Annotated in this window: 14 protein-coding genes, 1 tRNA gene and 1 pseudogene; 10 read left to right on the top strand and 6 right to left on the bottom strand. The window is 68.0% G+C overall.

What is annotated here, in order from left to right:
• The first annotated feature begins 127 nt into the window (after positions 1-127).
• The 4 genes from ABJD39_RS01600 (at position 128) to ABJD39_RS01585 (ending at position 4,928) form a co-directional block, all read left to right on the top strand.
• A complete protein-coding gene (locus ABJD39_RS01600) occupies positions 128-772 on the top strand; it encodes a DUF6517 family protein (protein WP_348611252.1) in 645 nt (214 codons plus the stop codon).
• Positions 769-3,183: a hypothetical protein gene (locus ABJD39_RS01595; protein WP_348611249.1), complete on the top strand. Its 2,415-nt coding sequence runs from the start codon at positions 769-771 to the stop codon at positions 3,181-3,183. Before ABJD39_RS01600 ends, ABJD39_RS01595 begins: the two co-directional genes overlap by 4 nt.
• A 147-nt stretch (positions 3,184-3,330) precedes the next feature.
• Positions 3,331-4,239, top strand: a complete 909-nt coding sequence (gene pdxS, locus ABJD39_RS01590; protein WP_348611246.1) for a pyridoxal 5'-phosphate synthase lyase subunit PdxS — start codon at positions 3,331-3,333, stop codon at positions 4,237-4,239.
• A gap of 218 nt (positions 4,240-4,457) precedes the next feature.
• Positions 4,458-4,928, top strand: a complete 471-nt coding sequence (locus tag ABJD39_RS01585; protein ID WP_348611243.1) for a thiol-disulfide oxidoreductase DCC family protein — start codon at positions 4,458-4,460, stop codon at positions 4,926-4,928.
• Between the two features lie 9 nt (positions 4,929-4,937).
• On the opposite strand, the gene ABJD39_RS01580 is transcribed toward ABJD39_RS01585, so the two are convergent.
• From ABJD39_RS01580 to ABJD39_RS14990, 3 genes and pseudogenes are all read right to left on the bottom strand, one after another.
• Positions 4,938-5,816, bottom strand: coding sequence for a homoserine kinase (locus tag ABJD39_RS01580; RefSeq protein WP_348611240.1), 879 nt, complete (start codon positions 5,814-5,816; stop codon positions 4,938-4,940).
• A 111-nt stretch (positions 5,817-5,927) separates the two neighbouring features.
• The gene (locus tag ABJD39_RS01575; protein ID WP_348611237.1) at positions 5,928-6,176 is read right to left on the bottom strand and encodes a hypothetical protein; all 249 of its coding nucleotides are present in this window, start codon (positions 6,174-6,176) and stop codon (positions 5,928-5,930) included.
• 260 nt (positions 6,177-6,436) lie between these two features.
• A pseudogene (locus ABJD39_RS14990) lies at positions 6,437-6,658 on the bottom strand (hypothetical protein); the annotation flags it as partial.
• A gap of 143 nt (positions 6,659-6,801) precedes the next feature.
• On the opposite strand from ABJD39_RS14990, the gene ABJD39_RS01565 reads away from it, so the two are divergent.
• From ABJD39_RS01565 to ABJD39_RS01555, 3 genes are all read left to right on the top strand, one after another.
• On the top strand, positions 6,802-8,073 hold the full coding sequence (locus tag ABJD39_RS01565) for a GNAT family N-acetyltransferase (protein WP_348611231.1): 1,272 nt from the start codon (positions 6,802-6,804) through the stop codon (positions 8,071-8,073).
• A gap of 195 nt (positions 8,074-8,268) precedes the next feature.
• Positions 8,269-8,541, top strand: coding sequence for a hypothetical protein (locus tag ABJD39_RS01560; protein ID WP_348611228.1), 273 nt, complete (start codon positions 8,269-8,271; stop codon positions 8,539-8,541).
• Between the two features lie 284 nt (positions 8,542-8,825).
• Positions 8,826-10,565, top strand: a complete 1,740-nt coding sequence (locus ABJD39_RS01555) for a cbb3-type cytochrome c oxidase subunit I (protein ID WP_431357891.1) — start codon at positions 8,826-8,828, stop codon at positions 10,563-10,565.
• A gap of 44 nt (positions 10,566-10,609) precedes the next feature.
• On the opposite strand, the gene ABJD39_RS01550 is transcribed toward ABJD39_RS01555, so the two are convergent.
• The gene (locus ABJD39_RS01550) at positions 10,610-11,797 is read right to left on the bottom strand and encodes a hypothetical protein (protein WP_348611222.1); all 1,188 of its coding nucleotides are present in this window, start codon (positions 11,795-11,797) and stop codon (positions 10,610-10,612) included.
• Positions 11,798-12,155: 358 nt separating this feature from the next.
• On the opposite strand from ABJD39_RS01550, the gene ABJD39_RS01545 reads away from it, so the two are divergent.
• Positions 12,156-12,464, top strand: coding sequence for a hypothetical protein (locus tag ABJD39_RS01545; RefSeq protein WP_348611219.1), 309 nt, complete (start codon positions 12,156-12,158; stop codon positions 12,462-12,464).
• A gap of 254 nt (positions 12,465-12,718) precedes the next feature.
• On the opposite strand, the gene ABJD39_RS01540 is transcribed toward ABJD39_RS01545, so the two are convergent.
• Together ABJD39_RS01540 and ABJD39_RS01535 are read right to left on the bottom strand one after the other, a co-directional pair.
• Positions 12,719-12,792 (bottom strand) — tRNA-Ile (locus ABJD39_RS01540).
• A gap of 156 nt (positions 12,793-12,948) precedes the next feature.
• Complete coding sequence (locus ABJD39_RS01535) at positions 12,949-13,554, bottom strand: FxsA family protein (RefSeq protein ID WP_348613679.1); 606 nt, start codon at positions 13,552-13,554, stop codon at positions 12,949-12,951.
• A gap of 135 nt (positions 13,555-13,689) precedes the next feature.
• Between ABJD39_RS01535 and ABJD39_RS01530 the strand changes: the two genes are divergently transcribed.
• Both ABJD39_RS01530 and ABJD39_RS01525 read left to right on the top strand, forming a co-directional pair.
• Positions 13,690-15,252 (top strand): DUF255 domain-containing protein, encoded by a 1,563-nt coding sequence (locus tag ABJD39_RS01530; protein ID WP_348611216.1) that lies wholly within the window; start codon positions 13,690-13,692, stop codon positions 15,250-15,252.
• Positions 15,253-15,343: 91 nt separating this feature from the next.
• Entirely contained in the window at positions 15,344-16,147 is an 804-nt protein-coding gene (locus ABJD39_RS01525) for a TrmB family transcriptional regulator (protein WP_348611213.1), read from the top strand.
• Positions 16,148-16,205: the final 58 nt, after the last annotated feature.

Below are 16,205 nucleotides of genomic sequence, written 5' to 3'. Positions count from 1 at the left end.
CCCGTGTGAGGCGGTGACGCGGCGGGATCGTGGCCGGACGGGGCCGTCACACTCGACCACGAGACTGATACCGCTTCGGGCACAGAACCGTTCCATGTCCAGGGAGGCACACGGGAGAAGAGCGTTCATGCGACGAACCGGGGCCGCGCTCGCGCTGGGGGGCGCGGGCGCGACAAGCGGCTGTCTCGGCGTGATCACCGGGTCCGAGCCCGCGGAGTTCTCCGCGAACGTCGCGTCGGTCCCGGACTCGACGCTGGAGTCGACCGGGTTCGAGGAGTACCGGATCGAGCCGAAGGAGCTGGCTCGGGAGTTCACCGTCGCCGGCCAGACCCGCGAGGTCGTCGTCACCAACCAGCTCGCGCAGTACGACAAGGCCGCGGAGGTGCTCGGCGAACGCCTCCGGGCGTCGATGTTCGTCGCGCTCTCCACCCCCGCAGTCGAGATAGCCGGGCAGACGTTCAACCCCGTCGGGGAGATGAGTACCCGCGAACTCGCGCGGCGCATGCTCACCCAGTACGAGGGGATCAATAACCTCCGGGAGGACGGCGAGGAGACGGTCGCGGTCCTCGGAACCGACACCACTGTCGGGCTGTTCACCGCCGACGCGACGATCACCGAGGGCGTCACGACCGAGGTGCAGATCCACGTGTCCGAGGCGGTGCGGGCCGGCGGCGACTTCGTCGTTACTGTCGGGGCGTACCCCTCGCTGCTGTCGGGGCAGGGCGACGACGTCCGAACGATGATGCGGTCGGTCACCCACGAGGAAGCGTGACCGGACCGACTCGCGAACGAGACGACCCGGAGGAGGAGCGCGGGGGACGCCGCGCCGCCGGCGATCGAGGGGCGGAAGCCGACGAGACGGCGTCCGCAGGGATCACGCGCCGCGGCGCGCTCGCCGCCGCCGGCGCCGTCGGGGCGTCGTCGCTTGCGGGCTGTGCCGGGTTCGGTGCCTCCGACGATTCGCCGGAGATAACGGCGATCGACGACGAGCGCGCGCGGACGATCGCCGCGGCCCACGCGCCGGACCTCTACTTCGGCGCCGGCGAGCGGTGGTTCCCGACTGACCCCCGGGAGTACCTCGACGACGGCGACGTCCTCGACGGCTTCGCCGCCTTCGACGGCTACTCGCGCGCGTTCGACGAGGCCGGCGAGCCGCCGAACCGAACGGCGTTCTACAACGTCGTCGGCTACGAGGACACGGACCTCGTGGTCGCCCAGTACTGGTTCTACTCGGCGTTCGACCAGTTCACGGTTAACTTCCACTGGCACGACTGGGAGCTGCTGCAGGTGTTCCTCGACGTGAGCGAGGAGTCGGGCGACGCCGAGGTCGGCGACCCGAACTTGCTGGTCGCGTCGGCCCACTCCCGGAAGGTGCCGAACAACGAGTTCCTCGACCCCGAGACGGACCGGGCGGCGATCATCAGCGAGGTCGGCAGCCACTCGTCGGCGCTGGGCGTCAACGAGACCCGCGACGTCTTCGAGCGACTGGCGACGTCGACGGACATCCCGGACGTCTCCAACGGCCCGCTCGCGCCGCTTGAGATCCCGGCGGCGTACGGCCTCCCGCGCGGCGAGGGGTACCGCCTCCCGTTCTCGCTGCCGGAGCTTGACGGCGCCCCCCTCCACGAACACCCGGACCTCCCGAACGTCACCCGAGACCACCTCGTCCCGGCGGAGATGACCGTCGACTCGTTCTCGGGGATCCCGTCCCCGCCCGACGACCTCCCCTTCCGGGAGACGGGGCTGCTGTTCGCGTTCGAGGACGCCGAGGGTGCCGCCGACGCCGACTACAGCTACTCGCTGGCGCCGATGGCCGACCTCGGGATCGAGGAGTTCACCGGCCCGCAGCTCAGCTTCGAGTTCGCGATCCCCTCGTTCGCCGAGGACGCGTACGCATCCCATATCACGACCACGGGCACCCCGAAGGAGCAGCCGCGGTACACGAACCCCGTCGCGGACGTGACCGACCCGCGCCATCGCTCGGCGCTCTCGGAGCGGTTCGACCTCGACGTGTCGGGGCTCGCAGGCGACGTAGTCGGCTTCCTGCGGGAGGCGACCGCCAGCGACGACGCGCCGGGAAGCAACGGCGTCGACACGACCGACCCGACCGTCGAGGGGATCGCGCTCCTCGAATCCGACCCCGAGGCGGTCCCGACGTTCAACGGCGTCGTCGCGCTCCAGGACGTGCCCGAGGGCGAGCACACCCTCACCGTCAACGGCGCGGGCGTCGCGCCGTTCAGTCAGGGCCTCGCCCACGAGGAGAACGGCGAGCCGACGACCGCGGGCGTCGACGGCGACGTGGTCGTCGCGCCCAACGAGGACGCGGTGAAGGTCCGGGCGTCGCCGCCCGCGGACGCTCCCGGCGTGGGCCGCGTCGCCGTCGAGGACGACTTCGCCGGGGCAGTGTACGACGGGCTCCCGCCGAGTGTCGCGGACGGCGACGACGCGGCCGACAGTAGCACCGACGACGGAGGAAGCACCGAGACAGGAACGCCTACCGGCGACGCGGACGGGGCCGAGGACACCGACCGCGGCGTCGCGGTGTACGCCCACCGCGAGGGCGCCTACACCACGGAGGTCGAGGACAAGGAGGGCGGTATCGGTGCCTTCCGCGTGAATCCCCGCGCCGACCAGTCGACGGCGACGATCCCGGAGGCCCGGACCGGGAAGACGTCGCTCGCGTCGTTCCTGCTCACGATCCTCACGGAGACGACCGCGCAGGCGACCGTCTTCGCCGACGGCGACGCGGCCGGCATCGACGAGGTCGACGTGCCCGACAGCACCGCCGAACAGGGAGGGAACGCCGAGGACGCCGTCGACGACGTGCTGGCGGCCGCCGCCGAGGCGGCCGGCGACGACGGCAGCGACGATGACGACGGTGGCACCGGAAACGGCAACGGCGGCGGCAACGGCGGAGGTGGCGGTTCGGACGGGTTCACGGGTCTCCTCCGGGCGCTGGAGGCGACGACGACGGCCGCGAAACGCGCGAACGAGGCGGCGCAGGCCGGGAACGCCGAGGGCGCCGACAACCGCCTGCGGGGCCTCCGACAGCGGACGGAAGCGCTCGCTGGCGCGCTCGAACGGAACCGTGAGAAGCTCCCCGGACAGCTCCCGGCGCTCGTCGAACGGCGGCTGCCGCAGGTGGAACGACGGATCGATCAGGCGCTCGAGGCCGACACCTGAGTCGGCCGTCGGCCATACCCTCCACCTGCTGTCCCTCTGGTTCCCACTCGCCACCCGCACCCAGCGACACCCCGAGGGCGACGCCCTCGGGCGTCCCTTCGGCCGGGGAAGGACAACCGTTACGTACGCACACCCGAATGAGCATACATGACCGAGGAGACCGATCTGGAGGAGCTCAAACGCGGGACCGACCTGGTCAAGCGCGGCTTCGCGCGGATGCAGAAGGGTGGCGTGATCATGGACGTCGTCAGCCGCGAACAGGCGCGGATCGCCGAGGACGCCGGCGCGGTCGCCGTGATGCACCTCGAGTCCGTCCCCGCGGACATCCGCAAGCGCGGCGGCGTCGCGCGGATGGCCGACCCGGGCAAGCTGGAGGAGGTGATCGACGAGGTGTCGATCCCGGTGATGGGCAAGTGCCGCATCGGCCACACCGCCGAGGCGCAGATCCTCGAGGCCGCCGGCGCCGACATGCTCGACGAGTCGGAGGTGCTCACGACCGCCGACGAGCGCTACCACATCGACAAGCGCGAGTTCACCGCGCCGTTCGTCTGCGGCGCGCGCAACCTCGGCGAGGCGCTCCGGCGCATCGACGAGGGCGCCGCGATGATCCGGACGAAGGGCGAGGCCGGCACGGGCGACGTGAACCAAGCTGTCACCCACCAGCGCAACATCCAGCGCTCCATCCGCAAGCTCTCGGGGATGGCCTACGAGGAGCGCGAGGAGTGGGCCCGGAAGAACGAGGCGCCCCGCGAGCTCGTCCACGAGACGGCCGACATGGGCCGCCTTCCCGTCGTCAACTTCGCCGCCGGCGGCATCGCGACGCCCGCCGACGCGGCGCTCATGATGCAGCACGGCTGCGACGGCATCTTCGTCGGCTCGGGCATCTTCGGCGCGGAGGACCCGACGGAGATGGGCGAAGCGATCGTCCAGGCGGTCAACAACTACGACGACCCCGAGACGCTCAAGGAGATCGCGAAGGGGATCGGCGCCGGCATGAAGGGCCAGGCCAACGAGACGATGCCCGAGGAGGAGAAGCTTCAGGGCCGCGGCGTCTAACTCGGGGTCACAACCCGCCGCCGCTCGCACGAACGTTTTTATCCGATACCGGGTCCAGAGCGACGCGACCGTCGTGATCTGAGACCGGTCGCGGGGCGCACGCGGGTGCGCGACACGCCGTCCCGCGGAGCGTGCGGGTCGTGTCGCCTGTCAGCTACACTCACTCACATCGCGTCGCCGCCACGACGTTGAAATCCGCGGCCCCCGTAGCGACCGGTATGTCCGACGCCGACGCCGCCGTCGACGACGACACGGCCCCCCTCGCGGACGTGAACCCAGAACGGACGCCAGTGGTGCTCTTCGACGGCGTCTGCAACCTCTGTCACGGCGCGGTCAGATTTCTCGTCCGCCACGACGATGCCGGCGTGTTCCGGTTCGCGCCGCTGGACTCTCCGGTCGGACGGGCACTCTTGGAGCGTCACGGCCTGCCGACAGCGGACTACGACTCGGTCGTCCTCATCGACGACGCGGGGGCACACCGGAAGTCGGCCGCGGCGCTGCGGGTGGCGCGCCGGCTCGACTCGCCGTGGAATCTCGCGTGGGCCCTGCGAGTCGTGCCGCGTCGGATCCGCGACGCCGTCTACGATCTGGTCGCCGAGTACCGCTACGGCGTGTTCGGGAGGAAGGACGCCTGCGAAGTGCCGGAGCCGGAGGTCAGGGAGCGCTTTCTGGAGCGGTCGCTGGAGTGACTGCCGGAGCTACAGCACCGTCGCGCCGTCGCCGACGCCGGTCTGGTACGCCCGCGCGCCGACGCCGGCGTCAGCGAATCCCTCGACCATCGCGGCGGCGACCGCCCGACGCTCGCCGAGTTCACACACCGCGAGCACGCTCGGGCCGGCGCCGCTGACGGTGACGCCGGTCGCGCCGGCCCCCAGTGCGGCCTCCCTGACGCCCGCATACCCGGTGATGAGTTCCGCGCGTGCCGGCGTGACCACCGGATCGTCGAGCCCGCGCCCGACCAACTGGGGGTCGGACCGGCACATTCCGGCCGTGAGCGTCGCGGCGTTGCCGACCGTCTCGACGTGATCGGCCATCGACACGGAGTCGGGGACGACCCCACGCGCATCGCGCGTGGAGACGACCACCTCCGGGAGGCACGCGACGAGCGATAGGTCCGCCTCGATGCTCGTCGCGCCGTCGTCGCTGCGGACGATCGTGAATCCCCCGAGCAGCGCCGGGGCGACGTTGTCGGCGTGGGCCTCGCCGGAGACGACCGCCTCGCCCTCGGCGGCGACGGGGACGAGGTCGTGACGGCTGTAGCCGCGGTCGTACAGTTCGTCGAGCGCGACCGCGGCGGCGGCGGCGGACGCCGCAGAGGAGCCCAGCCCCGAGGAGGGTCGCACGCCCTTGTCGATGTGGATGTGGGCGGGCGCGTCGAGCGCGTCGGCGACGGCGCCGACGACGTTCTTTTCGGGGTCGGTCGGAATGAACTCGGCGCCCGCGCCGCTCACCTCGATCGTCGTCTCGGCCGCACGCTCGACTGAGACGGTGTCTGCCGGGTGCGAGAGCGCGACGCCGAACGTGTCGAAGCCGCTCCCGAGGTTCGCGCTGGTCGCCGGCGCGCGGGCGGTTACCATGCCGCGTCGGTCCGGCGCGGCGGGCAAAAGGATGACGTTCGGGGCGAGCGTCTGCCGCTCCGTTTCGGTGGCGAACGGGACGTGAGCTGAGAGCCGGCCGCAGCCGCGGGATTACCGCCGCGAAGCGACGAACACGAGCGGTCCGATGACGACCAGCACGATGCCGAGGAAGAGGTAGTGAACCGGAACGAGCGACTGCGGCGTGAGCAGGAAGATCACGCCGAACAGCATCGTGTTGAGCGCCATCGCTTTGCGAGACACCGGCAGCGTGGCGAGCGTCGTCAGCACGAACCCGAGCAGCAGCGCCTGTCCGACGTTGTACGGGAGCAGGAAGCTGTCGACGATCTGGAGCGGGATCATCTCTTGTCTCCAGTTCGCCCCGGGCGCTGCATTAACGTTCCGTTATCACTCGTTTGCGTTCGGCGACCCCGGTGGGAGATCGCGGCCGCAGGAGGCGTCCGGAGAACCGACCAGTTCCTCGGAGATCGCCGGACCGATCAGTTCGGTCGATCGGTCCCGGGCGTCGACCGGTCACCACCCGAGTTGTCGCCCTCGTCCTCCGGTTCGTCTCCGCTCGGTGCGTCGAACGACGAGCCCGACGGCGGAACGTCGCGGTCGGCGCTCGGGCCGGTGATGTCGAGCGGCCGGATCCAGCCGTACCACACGGCGAACACGGTGAGTCCGTACCCGAGGATGAACACCACTCGGCCGAGGTCGTTGAACCCGAGGAGGCCCAGCTGTCGGCGGACGACTCCCGTGCCGGCGATACCGACGACCAACACCGTCGCGAGCAGGAGTCGATCGCTGGTGATCCGGTCGCGCAGCCTCGTGTCGTCGCCCATACCCTCGCTGGGTGTTCCAGTACCGAGAACCCCGCGATCCGGCGTGACTGTCGGAGCCACCGGCTAGGTGTCGACCGCTTCGGCGTGCGTGTCGATCCCATAGCGTCGCAAACGCTTTGCCCCGACGGGGACCCGGTCGTGTCATGCACTATCGCGCGATCCCCGACGCGCACGAGGACACCTTCGACGACATCCTCGTGTACGCATTCTCGCCGGAACGCGGGCCGGAGCACGAGCCATCGGGCCCTGATCGGCCCGAATCGTTTCACCCCCGGGGCCTCTACGAGCACGCCGACCGGAAGGGGCTCGACGCAGCTGACGGAACTGATCCCAGCGTAGCTGACGGAACTGATCCCGACGCGGCCGGCCTCGCCGTCGTTTGCGGCTACCACGACTTCTCCGCGCGGATCCGCGGCGACGTTCGCGACGTGGGCGGCGTTTCGGCGGTCGCGTCGCCGCCGGAGGCGCGTCGCCGAGGGCTCGTTCGAACGCTCCTCGGTCACGTACACCGCGAACTCCGCGACGACGGGATCGCGTTCGCCGCGCTGTGGCCCTTCAAGTACTCCTTCTACCGACAACTCGGGTACGAGCGGATCTGCGACTACGCTCGCGTCACCGTCTCGCCGGACGCGTTGGACAGCGCGTGTCCGGACCCTGCGGGCGCGTTCGAGCGGCTCGAGGAGGACGACTGGCCCCGTCTGGACACGGTGTACAACGAGTGGGCGAACGACGAGTTCCGCCTCGATCGAGAGGAAGACTGGTGGCGCCTGCGGGTGTTCCAGTCGTGGGACACCGACCCGTACGTGTACGGGTGGACCGACGGCGATCCCGGCGACGAACTCCGTGGGTACGTCGTCTACACCATCCAGGATGGCGACGACGAGGGGAACACGATGGCCGTGAGCGAGTTCGCCCACGTCGATCGTGAGGCACGCGGGCACCTCCTGCGCTTCTGTCGCAACCACGACTCACAGGTCGAACGGGTTCGATTCACCGGCCCGTCGAACACCCGGCTGTTCGACGATCTCGACGACCCGCGGGCCGCGGAGACGGATATCCGGCCCGGCCCGATGGCCCGGGTCGTCGATGTCGAGGCGGCACTTGAGGCGATCGCGTACCCGGAGGCCGTCGAGACGACGCTCGTGTTCGACGTGCGCGACGACGCCTGTGAGTGGAACGACGGGTGCGTCCGCCTTCATGTCGCCGACGGACGTGGAACCGTCGAGCGCGGCGCCGCCGACACCGACGCCGACGCATCGCTCGACATCGGCGCACTCTCACGACTGGTCGTTGGCTCTCACGGGGTCGACAGGTTGGTCGAACTCGGGGCGGTCGATGTCGAACACGAGGCGGTGCGGACCGCGCTCGCGGACGCGTTTCCGCCGACGGAGCCGTTCCTCCGCGAGGGGTTCTGATCGCGGTCGAATCGAGTCAGTACACACTGGCGGATATCGGTCTCCGTTTCGGTAGAACGCCGAAATTGGGTGGCTGGAGAGCCAACGGCCCAATTTAACCCAGTATAACGTCAAATTGATTTTTGATGGGTTGAACCTCGGCAGGCGACGCTGAACAACTACGTTCAGGATACGGAGTCGGTCGCGTGGACGAAGGTGGAAACCGCCGTCGCTGAGGCCTACGAACGAGGCAAATCCAAGTCGCAAGCGAAGGTCGCTGCTCGGCAGGCGATCGCCGACTACTACGCGGTGAAACAGGTGAACATGCTGGAAAGCCACAACGTGACCGTTTCATCGTGGCAGTCCCTCCGCGATCAAGCGTACGTGTTCGTCGCGTACGGCCGGTCGGGCGCCGAATTCGCGGCTCGAAACGGGGATGGTCCGGGCGCATCACTCCGGCTCCGCTTCTACGGAGCGAGGTCACATTAGAAGGGTGAGCAAGTGAAGATCGCTCGTCTCGGATACTTGTGTAGGTCCCGCAGATGATGTCAGGGAGACCGCAGAACCGGAAGTCAGATCGCTACGTACAGACAAAGAACGTAGCGACGGAGCCCCAGTCTTCGAGAACCCTCTATCACGGTTTCCCGTACGGACATTTGCGCTGTACCTCTTTTCGGCTCTGATCGAAGATGTTCGCGATGACGCTTACGGGACACTACCAAAGTTCGCGTACCATGGATATCGGGACCACTCGAATCGCTCTCACCGGAGCAATGGGCGTGCTTTTGCTCCTTGTGGTTCGGTGGCTAGTTCGCATCGAGAACTGGCGGTCGTATTCGGTCTCCGCCGGTGGGTCAGAAGCCAGCCATCACGAGCCAGAACACGTAGAGAAACCAAGCGGACTCCTTCGGTGGGTCACGACCGTCGATCACAGGGATATCGGTCTCATGTACGGGGTGTTTGCGGTGCTCTCGTTCGCGTGGGGAGGGATCGCGGTCATTCTCATGCGGACGGAACTGACGACGCCGCCAATTGATCTACTCAGTGCACCCCTCTATAACGCCCTGATGACGACCCACGGGATCACGATGCTGTTTCTGTTCGGCACGCCGATACTGGCCGCGTTCTCGAACTACCTGATCCCGTTGCTGATCGGTGCCGACGACATGGCGTTCCCACGGGTCAACGCCATCGCATTCTGGCTGTTACCACCCGGGGCACTGCTCATTTGGGGTGGGCTGATCCTCGAACCGTTCCAGGTCGGCGTCGAAGGGGCTCAGACCGCGTGGACGCTCTACGCGCCGCTGTCAGTCCAGCAATCGAACGCCGATGTCGACCTGATGATCCTCGGGCTCCATCTGACCGGAGTGAGCGCGACGATGGGCGCGATCAACTTCATCGCGACCATCTTCACCGAGCGCGGCGAGGACGTCACGTGGGCGAATCTGGACATCTTCTCGTGGACGGTCCTCGTCCAGTCCGGGCAGATCCTCTTCGCGTTCCCGCTGCTGGGGAGCGCGCTCGTCATGTTGCTGTTGGACCGGAACTTCGGAACGACGTTCTTCGCGATCGAGGGCGGCGGTCCGATCCTCTGGCAACACCTGTTCTGGTTCTTCGGTCATCCCGAGGTGTACATCCTCGTGCTTCCCCCGATGGGACTCATCAGCTACATCCTCCCGCGGTTCGCCAGCCGGCGGCTCTTCGGCTTCAAGTTCGTCGTCTACTCGACGCTCGCGCTCGGGGTGTTGAGCTTCGGCGTGTGGGCACACCACATGTTCGCGACGGGGATCGATCCGCGGCTCCGTGCGTCGTTCATGGCCGTCTCGATCGCGATCGCGATCCCCAGCGCGGTCAAGACGTTCAACTGGATCGCGACGATGTGGAACGGGAAGATCCGGTTGGTGACGCCGATGCTGTTTTGCATCGGGTTCATCGCGAACTTCATCATCGGCGGCGTCACGGGTGTCTTCGAGGCGGCGATCCCCGTCGACCTCGTGCTCCACGACACGTACCACGTGATCGCCCACTTCCACTACGTCATCATGGGTGGGATCGCGTTCGCGATCTTCGCTGGGATCTACTACTGGTTCCCGCTGGTGACCGGGAGATGGTACCAGCGAACGCTCGGGAAGTGGCACTTCTGGCTCACCATGCTCGGGACGAACCTCACGTTCTTCCCGATGGTGCTGCTCGGATATGGCGGCATGCCCCGTCGGTACGCCGGATATGACTTGACCGTCGGCCCGGTCGGCTACTTCGCCGACCTCCACCAACTCGCCACGGTCGGCGTCTACATACTCGCGATCGGCCAACTGATCTTCGTGTGGAACCTCGTCTCCTCGTGGCTTGAGGGACGCCCGATCGAGAACAGCGACCCCTGGAACCTGGACGAGCACGGACTGCTCACCAACGAGTGGGGATGGCTCCAGCGGCATCGGGAGACGGCACTCGTCGACGGCGGGTCAGAGATGGACGCAGAACCGTCCGAGAAGACGTCGACCACGGACGACTGACGCCGAATCTCCGGTTCGACACCGCCGCCGTCAGAGGTGACGGTTCACCGCGACCCGACTGTAATCATCAGTCGGATGGCGAGGTAGCCGTACACGACCGTGCCCGTGAGGGCGAGTACGTTGCCGGCAGTCACCAATACGGAGACTTCCCCGAGCGTTCCGACCACGATAGAGACGAGCCCACCGAACAGGGCGGCGATCACCAGCCATACTGTGGTCTCGGTCGCTCCTCGGAACCGACCCACGGTGGGCGGGAAGAACTGCATCGCGAAGCCGATGATACACAGTCCGAGAAACCCGAGGAGGTTCAGTTGGAGGTGCGCAGTGATCAGTCCGGTGGTGACCGTCCCGAACGCGAACGAGAGACCGAGTGACACCCCAGCGATCCCACAAGCCACTCCTGTCAGAACGCCGGCGAGGCCGACAGTCCGCCGCTCCGACCGGGCGAACATCAGGCCGTACGCCCCCGCAAACCCGACCATCGCCGTCGCTTCCACGAGCGCGCCGGCGATGAACGCCGGACCGCCGCCCAGTCCGTACGCCAGCAATGCCGGGCCGAGTGCACCTGCCGGAAGGACGACGACGACAAGTTCCTTCCGCGCCGGGACGCCGAGAAATCGGGGAGCGATACGAACGCCGAGCGTGAACACGAGCAACGCCGCACCCCCGGCAGCGAGGAGGTGGCTGACCCGTGGGGCGTATCCGTCTGTGATCCCAGGGAGCAGGGAGGCGTGCGCGAGCAGTTCGTACGATCCGACCAGCACGTATCCGAGGGCGACTAACATGAACGGGTTCGCATACCGGTCGACCCACTGGAACTCCTCCTTCCCGGCACCGGTCCCCGTCTCGCGTCCCGCCAAGTTGTCGCGGACCGTCCACAGGATCGTCCCCAGAAACACGATGACGCCCAGAAACCAGGCGATCGCTCCCAGGCGTTCGACGACAGGTGGGCCGACAGGGAGGGAGGCCACCGCCAGAAATCCCGTTCCGACCCCCGTCAACCCGAGTTGGACTGCCGGGGGCCACTTCGCATCCAGCACCCGTTCGAAGTAGGACGGGATCAGCAGATACCCCATCCCGAACACCATATGGAGCACGAACCCGAACAGGGCCAGGACGACCTCCGTCCGACGCGGAACTCCCGTCAGTGCCCCAAGTCGCCACAGGACGAGCGAGATCGCGCTGAAGACGACGAATCGACGCGACCAGCGACTACTGCCCGCTGTCACCATATATTTCGCAGTTCGATCGAGGATCCATTCAGTATTTCGCGATGAGGACTCGTCTCGACCGTGTATCATCAATATTTCACAGGTCATCAACGCCCACTGTCCCTACTCGCTTCCGGGAGTCATCTTCGAGGCGTTTCGAACCGACCTGGAGTCCTCTCCCGAGAGTGAAACAGAGGTATCCATGTTGGACGAGAAGACACCACACGAGCTGCTGGCGAGCGAGACGGAACGGAGGCGGCTGCTGCGAACGGAGTACGCGACGGTTCTCCGGATCCGACGGGGGTGAACCGATCCGGATCTCGTCACGCGAACACGGTCGCGGTCAGGTACTTTCTCGTTGGGGGTGATCGACGATCCGATGGACGACAGGAGAGACGAACTCGAGGACGTGATTGCCGGTTTACGGGCTCACGACGCGGTTGCGGACGCGTTCATCGCGAAGAGTTTCACCGATAGACTCGTGATAGTGGACATCGACGGCCCGGACGAGGTTCCGCCGGACGTGGTCGACCACCTCGCAGACCACGACCTCCGTGGTGCTGACGGCGTCTACTCGGACCGTGAGGCGCAGTCATTCGCAGGAAGTGTCGGTGACACCACACGGCATCACTTTCTCGATATGCAGACCCGAGGGGCACACCAGTCGTACGTCGTCGAAGTCGAGTAGACGGGCAGGGACTCACGTCTACTCCCGATAGGTGGTCGACTGTCTTCGTTCTCGAACACAAACATTGGCCGGGCAGTCGCACGCTCAACTGACTCCGAAAGACAGCAGCGAGGTGGTTCTGGATTCGAGAGAGGCGCGGTTGAACTGATTCGTTAAAACACCCTTTGCTACGTGGTGATAGTGTGACGGAATTAGGTGGCTGGGGAGGAGACAGCCCCTAACACGGGACGACTAAGAGTCGCCCCCTGCGCGGATGGGCCAACGCGGATTTGAACCGCGGACCTCCCGGTTATCAGCCGAGCGCTCAACCTGACTGAGCTATTGGCCCAGGCGAGCGCATCTTCGAGTAGTGGAAGGGATTGGTTAAGCGTTTCCGTTCGGTACCGCCGCCACGTCATGCGGTTGCACGCCTCGCGGCCGCGGATCGCTGTCGACGTATGGTGTCGTGATCGGAAGAGTCGCCCGTGTCCGTGGACCGGTCGAGCTACCGCTCGCGGTCGTTGTTCTCGGCGTCCTCGTCGTCGACCTCCTCGAAGTCGACATCGACGACGGAGTCGTCCGCGGAACCGGTCGCGTCACGGTCGGCGGATGTCGGTCCGCCGCCGAACCCCGCTGGCCCGGATGCCCCGCTCCCGGCCGTGCCGTCGCCGCCGGCGGCGTCGGGGTTCGGGAAGCCGCTGGTCCAGACAGCCCCCGTCGCGAATCCGTCCATCTGTGCGTCGACGTACGGGACGACGACGTAGCGACGAAGCAGCTCGCGGATGGGGTATCGCGTCGGCGGGAGCGCGAGCAGGAACCCGATCACGTCGGTCACCAGTCCGGGCGTGAGCAGGAACGCGCCCGCCGCGATCAACAGGCCTCCATCGAGCACCTCGCCGGTCGGTACCTCTCCGGTCGCGAGCTTCCGCTGGACGGCCCGAAGCGTGTGGCGTCCCTCGGCACGCACGAGGAGCATCCCGAGCAGTCCGGTGAGGACGACCAGCGCGACCGTCTGCACCGCGGTGAGGAGGTTCGTCGCCACCCACAGCAGGAACGCCGCGTCCGCCAGCGGGATCGCGAGCAGGGCCACGAGCAGGTAGCGAACCCGTATGCGCATACCCGGAGTACCCGAGCGCGCTGTATAGCCCTTTTGGAGGGTGGCTCGCGGTTCCAGTTCCGAGCGGACGACTGGTGTTCGATCGTCCGCGAACGCCGACTTTACCCTCGAGCGCCTCCGAACGCGAGTATGACCGACGACACGCGCGTCCAGTGGCGTGACTGGGGCGCCGACGCCTTCGCGGAGGCCGAGCGAACCGGCCGGCCGGTACTGCTGTTCCTCACGGCGACGTGGTGCGACGACTGCCACCGGATGTCGGTGGAGACGTTCGGCGAGCCGCGCATCGCGGCCAACGTCAACGACGGCTTCGTCCCGGTGAAGGTGGACGTCGACCGCGAACCCCGCGTCCGAGAGCGGTACAACATGGGCGGGTTCCCCTCGACCGTGTTCACGACCCCGTCGGGCGAGCTGCTCACCGGCGCGACGTATCTCGGCCCCGACGGCTTCCGGTCGGTACTCGACCGCGTGCGCGAGTCGTGGGACGAGAGCGGGGAGGACGCCGGGCGCGTCCCGCGCGCGCTCGCCGGGAACGAGACGCCGAGCGGGCCGGTCACGACCGCCATCGAGGAGCACCTCGCGGGCCAACTTGACGCGCAGTGGGACCCGGAGTTCGCCGGCTGGGGCGACGACGCGAAGTTCCCCATGCCGCGGACCGTCGAGTTCGCGCTCAAGCGCGACCGGTACAAGGCCACGCAGACGCTCGATGCGATCGACCGCAACCTCCTCGACGACGACGGCGGCGTCTTCAGGTACGCCGGCGCGCGCGACTGGTCGGATCCCGCCCGCGAGAAACTGCTCGCGGACGACGCCGGCGTTCTCCGCGCGTTCGCCAACGGCTACCTCTATACCGGCGACGAGGCCTACCGCGAGACCGCCGAGTCGATCCGCGCGTTCCTCGATGCCGAACTCTGGTCGGGGTTCGCCTACGGCGCGAGTGTCGGTCCCGACGGCGAGCGGACCGACCTCACGGCGTACGCCGGCGGCAACGCTCTCGCGGCGGACGCGCTGCTCACGCTCGCGGCGTACACGGACGACGAGCCCGCGAAGGAGTCCGCCGAGAACACGCTCGCGTACCTCCGCGAGACGCTCGTCGACGACGGCGTCGTCCGTCACGTCGACGATGGTGGCGCGGAAACCGACCTGCTCGAGGACGTGGGCCGCGTCACGGCCGCGTTCTGTACCGCCGAATCCGTGCTCGGCGACGGCGTCGACGTCGCCCGCGCGGTAGCCGACCGCGGGGTCGATGTCCTCGGCGACGAGGACGCGTTCCGTGACGGCCCCGCGTCCGGCCCCGGGATGCTCGATCGGCCGCTCCGTCCGATCGACGGCGTCGTCGAGTTCGCCGACGCGCTGATCGACGTGGCGGCGCTCACGGGCGAGGACGCCTACCGTGAGCGCGCCGAGGCAGCGGTCGGCGCCTTCGCCGGCGCGACCGAGCGCATGGGCGCACAGGTGGCAGGGTACGGCTCAGTCGCCGGCCGGCTCACGCGAGAACCCCTCGTGATCGACGTGAACGCCCCCGTCGGATCCGACCTCCACCGGGCGGCGCTGCGCGTCGCTGACCACGAGACGGTTGTCGTCCCCGACAGCGACCGCGCGCCCGAGCAGACGGCCTCCCTCCGCGGCCGCGACGCCGACCCCGCCGAGTCGCCGGACGCGCTGATGCGCCGGGTCGCCGACGCGGCGCAGTAGCGCGTCCGGGCGTCGCGCGGCGTACACCCTCGGTGCCGCGCTCCGGTAAACTCGGAGTGTGTTTTTTCACGCCCCAGCCCGTGGAGGCGGTATGGCTGACCTTCGCGACTTGGGACTCTCGGAGTACGAGTCCCGCGCGTACCGATCGCTGCTCGATATCGGGCCGGCAACCGCAAAGGAGTTGTCCGAGTCCAGCGGCGTGCCGATGGGGCGGGTGTACGACGTCCTCAACAGCCTCGAACGGCACCGACTCGCCCGGAGCCAGGCGGCGAGCAGGCCGAAGAAGTACCTCGCGGTCGAGCCGGACGCGGCCCTCGATCGGCTCCTCGAGGAGAAGCAGCGGGAACTCGACGAGCAGGCCGAGCAGTACGAGGCCGTCGTCGACGAACTCTCCACGGAACTGGAGGCGGGCGACCCCCCGGACGAGCAGTTCTGGACGGCCGCGCTCGGCCCCGAGGAGACGGCCGATCTGTTGCTCGAGCGACTGTCCGCGGCCGACGACCGCGTCGTGATGATCGCCGCCGCGCCGGCGTCCGGGCTGGACATCGGCGCCGTCGGGGGGGCGATCACCGAGGAGCTTGAGTCGGCGCTCGAACGCGGCGTCGCCGTGTCGCTGTTGCTCTCGGAGGAGCTCCCCGCGCAGCTCCCCGAGAGCGTGGGCGAGCGCTACTTCGACCGGATGGCCGACCACCCGAACTTCGCGGTTCGGACCGCGCCGGGGCTGCGGGGGACGTTCACGCTCGTCGACGACGCGGAGGTGTGCATGGAGGTCCCGAGTCCGGTCGATCCCGGCGAGTCGTTCGCGATGATCGACCTGAAGGACCCCGAGTTCGCCGGCGACGTTCGCCGGACGTTCCGCGAGCGCTGGGAGGAAGCGTCGCCGCTGTCGCTGTGAGCGTGAGCGGAGGAGAACGCGGAGAGACCCGCTTCGGCTTGTGAGGGGGCGGGGACCG

Source organism: Halobaculum rarum (assembly GCF_040025155.1).
Classification (GTDB): Archaea; Halobacteriota; Halobacteria; order Halobacteriales; family Haloferacaceae; genus Halobaculum; species Halobaculum rarum.
This window is presented reverse-complemented; position numbering and strand designations above follow the sequence as displayed.

What these genes read in the sequence shown, in the direction of transcription:
- pdxS (WP_348611246.1), top strand. Translation starts at nt 3,331, where the DNA reads ATGACCGAGGAGACCGATCTGGAGGAGCTCAAACGCGGGACCGACCTG.
- ABJD39_RS01555 (WP_431357891.1), top strand. Translation starts at nt 8,826, where the DNA reads ATGGGCGTGCTTTTGCTCCTTGTGGTTCGGTGGCTAGTTCGCATCGAG.
- ABJD39_RS01545 (WP_348611219.1), top strand. Translation starts at nt 12,156, where the DNA reads ATGGACGACAGGAGAGACGAACTCGAGGACGTGATTGCCGGTTTACGG.
- ABJD39_RS01550 (WP_348611222.1), bottom strand. Translation starts at nt 11,797, where the DNA reads ATGGTGACAGCGGGCAGTAGTCGCTGGTCGCGTCGATTCGTCGTCTTC.
- ABJD39_RS01600 (WP_348611252.1), top strand. Translation starts at nt 128, where the DNA reads ATGCGACGAACCGGGGCCGCGCTCGCGCTGGGGGGCGCGGGCGCGACA.
- ABJD39_RS01585 (WP_348611243.1), top strand. Translation starts at nt 4,458, where the DNA reads ATGTCCGACGCCGACGCCGCCGTCGACGACGACACGGCCCCCCTCGCG.
- ABJD39_RS01580 (WP_348611240.1), bottom strand. Translation starts at nt 5,816, where the DNA reads ATGGTAACCGCCCGCGCGCCGGCGACCAGCGCGAACCTCGGGAGCGGC.
- ABJD39_RS01530 (WP_348611216.1), top strand. Translation starts at nt 13,690, where the DNA reads ATGACCGACGACACGCGCGTCCAGTGGCGTGACTGGGGCGCCGACGCC.
- ABJD39_RS01575 (WP_348611237.1), bottom strand. Translation starts at nt 6,176, where the DNA reads ATGATCCCGCTCCAGATCGTCGACAGCTTCCTGCTCCCGTACAACGTC.
- ABJD39_RS01565 (WP_348611231.1), top strand. Translation starts at nt 6,802, where the DNA reads ATGCACTATCGCGCGATCCCCGACGCGCACGAGGACACCTTCGACGAC.
- ABJD39_RS01525 (WP_348611213.1), top strand. Translation starts at nt 15,344, where the DNA reads ATGGCTGACCTTCGCGACTTGGGACTCTCGGAGTACGAGTCCCGCGCG.